The following is a 3,381-nucleotide window of genomic DNA, read 5'->3' as shown; positions in this document are numbered from 1 at the left end:
CGGCATCAAGGAAGAGAAGCAGACCACCACCGTCACCGGTGTGGAGATGTTCCGCAAGTTCCTCGACCAGGGCCAGGCCGGTGACAACGTCGGTCTGCTCCTGCGCGGTACCAAGCGCGAGGACGTCGAGCGTGGCCAGGTCGTCATCAAGCCCGGCACCACCACCCCGCACAGCCAGTTCGAGGGCCAGGTCGTCATCCTGTCCAAGGACGAGGGTGGCCGCCACACGCCGTTCTTCAACAACTACCGCCCGCAGTTCTACTTCCGCACCACCGACGTCACCGGCGTCGTGACGCTGCCGGAGGGCACCGAGATGGTCATGCCCGGTGACAACACCGGAATGACCGTCCAGCTCATCCAGCCGGTCGCCATGGAAGAGGGCCTGAAGTTCGCCATCCGTGAGGGTGGCCGGACCGTGGGCGCGGGTCGCGTCACCAAGATCCTCAAGTAGTACACACGCCGGGGTGGTCCCGTATGGAACCACCCCGGCGTGGTGGGTGGGCCGCTTCCTGGTGGCCCACCCACCACACTGACAAGACGTCATCGGGCTCTGTGACGGTGACGCACCGCAGGGGCAAGCCCTGTTGCGGTTTCTCAAGGGAATAGGGGCTCAAGGCCAAGAAGCCGGCGGATTCGCCGACGGGCCTGGGCGTCTGTGACCGGAACTGCTCACCGTTACGGACACTGAAGCGAAGGACGAACAGGCCACATGGCGGGACAAAAGATCCGCATTCGGCTAAAGGCCTATGACCACGAGGTCATCGACAGCTCGGCGAAGAAGATCGTTGAGACCGTGACGCGAACTGGCGCACAGGTCGCGGGCCCGGTGCCGCTGCCGACGGAAAAGAACGTTTACTGCGTTATCCGATCGCCGCACAAGTACAAGGATTCGCGCGAGCACTTCGAGATGCGCACTCACAAGCGGCTGATCGACATCATCGACCCGACCCCGAAGACGGTCGACTCGCTCATGCGACTCGATCTTCCGGCCGGCGTTGACATCGAGATCAAGCTGTAAGGGCACAGACAATGGCTACCAAGCAGATCAAGGGAGTCCTGGGCGAAAAGCTCGGCATGACCCAGGTCTTCGACGACGCGGGCCAGATGGTGCCCGTGACCGTCCTGAAGGCCGGTCCGTGTGTCGTGAGTCGTATCCGGACTCCGGACACCGACGGCTACTCCGCCGTCCAGCTCGGCTACGGGCAGATCGACCCGCGCAAGGTCAACAAGCCCCTGGGCGACTACCTGCGCAAGCACGAACTGACCCCGCGCCGTCACTACGTCGAGGTCCGCACGACCGACGCCTCCGAGTACACGCTCGGCCAGGAGGTCGACGCGGCCACGTTCGAGAGCGGCCAGAAGGTCGACGTCACGGGCAAGAGCAAGGGCAAGGGCTTCGCCGGTGTGATGAAGCGGCACGGCTTCGCCGGTATGACCGCCTCGCACGGTACGCACCGTACCCACCGCTCTCCCGGTTCCATCGGCGGCTGCGCCACGCCCGGCCGCGTTTTCAAGGGCATGCGGATGGCCGGGCGCATGGGCAACGTGCGCAAGACCGTCCAGAACCTGACCGTTCACTCCGTGGACGCGGAGAAGGGCCTCATCCTGGTCAAGGGTGCTGTGCCCGGTCCCAACGGCGGTCTGGTGCTCGTCCGCACCGCTGTGAAGGGGGACAAGTAAGCCATGGCCCAGATCGAGGTCAAGAACCCCGAGGGCGGCTCCAAGGGCAGCGTCGAGCTTCCCGAGAGCGTCTTCGCCCAGCAGGTCAGCATTCCGCTGCTGCACCAGGTCGTGAACGCCCAGCTGGCCGCCGGCCGTCAGGGCACGCACGCCACCAAGACCCGCGGCGAGGTCCGTGGCGGTGGCAAGAAGCCCTACCGCCAGAAGGGAACCGGTCGCGCCCGTCAGGGTTCGATCCGCGCCCCGCAGTACGTGGGTGGCGGCGTCGTTCACGGCCCCCAGCCGCGTGACTACAGCCAGCGGACCCCGAAGAAGATGAAGGCCGCCGCCCTGCGTGGCGCCCTCTCCGACCGGGCCAACCACGGCCGCATCCACGTCGTCAGCCGGTTCGTGGCCGAGGACGTGGACACCAAGCTCACGCAGACCGCCCTCAAGGCGCTGCGCCAGGTCACCGAGTCCGACAAGGTTCTCGTCGTCCTGGCTCGTGAGGACGAGCACAACCGGCGCGCCCTGCGCAACCTCGAAGAGGTCCACATCCTCGACGCGGACCAGGTGAACACCTACGACGTCCTGTACTCGGACGACGTGGTCTTCACCGAAGCGGGCTACGCCGAGTTCCTGGCCCACGCGGCCGGTACCTCGAAGGCCGCTGAGTCCGAGGAGGACGACCAGTGAGGATCGCCGACCACCGGGACATCATCGTCGAGCCGGTGATCTCCGAGAAGAGCTACGGGCTCATGGACGAGAACAAGTACACGTTCATCGTTCGCCCGGACGCCAACAAGACCCAGATCAAGATCGCGATCGAGAAGATCTTCGAAGTGAAGGTCACCGGCGTGAACACGATCAACCGGAAGGGCAAGCGCAAGCGGACCCGTTTCGGTTTCGGGAAGCGTCCTGACACGAAGCGCGCGATCGTCAGCCTCGCCGAGGGTGACCGCATCGACATCTTCGGTCAGTGACCTTCCGGGTCCTGCCGCTGCACATCAAGTAATACGTAAAGGAATGCGCGAAGAAGATGGGCATTCGTAAGCACAAGCCGACGACGCCGGGTCGTCGCGGCTCCAGCGTGAGCGACTTCGTCGAGATCACGCGCTCGGAGCCGGAGAAGTCCCTGGTCCGTCCGCTTCACTCCAAGGGTGGTCGTAACGGCCACGGCCGTATCACCGCTCGTCACCAGGGTGGTGGCCACAAGCGCGCCTACCGCGTGATCGACTTCCGTCGTCACGACAAGGACGGCGTGCCGGCCAAGGTCGCTCACATCGAGTACGACCCCAACCGCACCGCTCGTATCGCCCTGCTCCACTACGTGGACGGTGAGAAGCGCTACATCCTGGCGCCCGCCGGCCTCGCACAGGGCGACAAGGTCGAGAACGGCCCCCAGTCCGACATCAAGCCGGGCAACTGCCTCCCGCTGCGCAACATCCCCACGGGTACGTTCGTGCACGCGGTCGAGCTGAAGCCGGGCGGCGGTGCCAAGCTGGGCCGCTCCGCCGGATCGCAGATCCAGCTCCTGGCCAAGGAGGGCAACTACGCCACGCTGCGTATGCCCTCCGGTGAGATGCGCATGGTGGAGATCTCCTGCCGCGCCACCGTCGGCCAGGTCGGCAACGCCGAGCAGTCCAACATCAGCTGGGGCAAGGCCGGTCGCTCGCGGTGGAAGGGCAAGCGCCCCTCCGTCCGTGGTGTGGTCATGAGATC

At 65.5% G+C, this 3,381-nt stretch carries 6 protein-coding genes; all 6 read left to right on the top strand.

The genetic code is table 11. The annotated features are described in order from the left end of the window. A partial coding sequence (locus K8V84_RS01630; RefSeq protein WP_304069476.1) for an EF-Tu/IF-2/RF-3 family GTPase occupies positions 1-451 on the top strand: 451 nt, incomplete at its 5' end. A 258-nt stretch (positions 452-709) separates the two neighbouring features. Further along, positions 710-1,018 carry a 30S ribosomal protein S10 gene (gene rpsJ, locus K8V84_RS01625; protein ID WP_014908366.1) on the top strand — a complete coding sequence of 103 codons (309 nt, stop codon included), beginning with the start codon at positions 710-712 and terminating at the stop codon, positions 1,016-1,018. 11 nt (positions 1,019-1,029) lie between these two features. After that, on the top strand, positions 1,030-1,680 hold the full coding sequence (gene rplC / locus K8V84_RS01620) for a 50S ribosomal protein L3 (RefSeq protein WP_304069472.1): 651 nt from the start codon (positions 1,030-1,032) through the stop codon (positions 1,678-1,680). A 3-nt stretch (positions 1,681-1,683) separates the two neighbouring features. Further along, positions 1,684-2,355 (top strand): 50S ribosomal protein L4, encoded by a 672-nt coding sequence (gene rplD, locus K8V84_RS01615; protein WP_304069470.1) that lies wholly within the window; start codon positions 1,684-1,686, stop codon positions 2,353-2,355. Beyond that, positions 2,352-2,642, top strand: a complete 291-nt coding sequence (gene rplW, locus K8V84_RS01610; protein ID WP_067597766.1) for a 50S ribosomal protein L23 — start codon at positions 2,352-2,354, stop codon at positions 2,640-2,642. The genes rplD and rplW overlap by 4 nt, the downstream gene beginning before the upstream one ends. Before the next feature lie 56 nt (positions 2,643-2,698). After that, the coding region (rplB, locus tag K8V84_RS01605; protein ID WP_304069466.1) for a 50S ribosomal protein L2 at positions 2,699-3,381 on the top strand (683 nt) is incomplete at its 3' end.

The sequence above is a fragment of the Nocardiopsis listeri genome, assembly GCF_020741345.1.
Lineage (GTDB): Bacteria > Actinomycetota > Actinomycetes > Streptosporangiales > Streptosporangiaceae > Nocardiopsis > Nocardiopsis listeri_A.
This window is presented reverse-complemented; position numbering and strand designations above follow the sequence as displayed.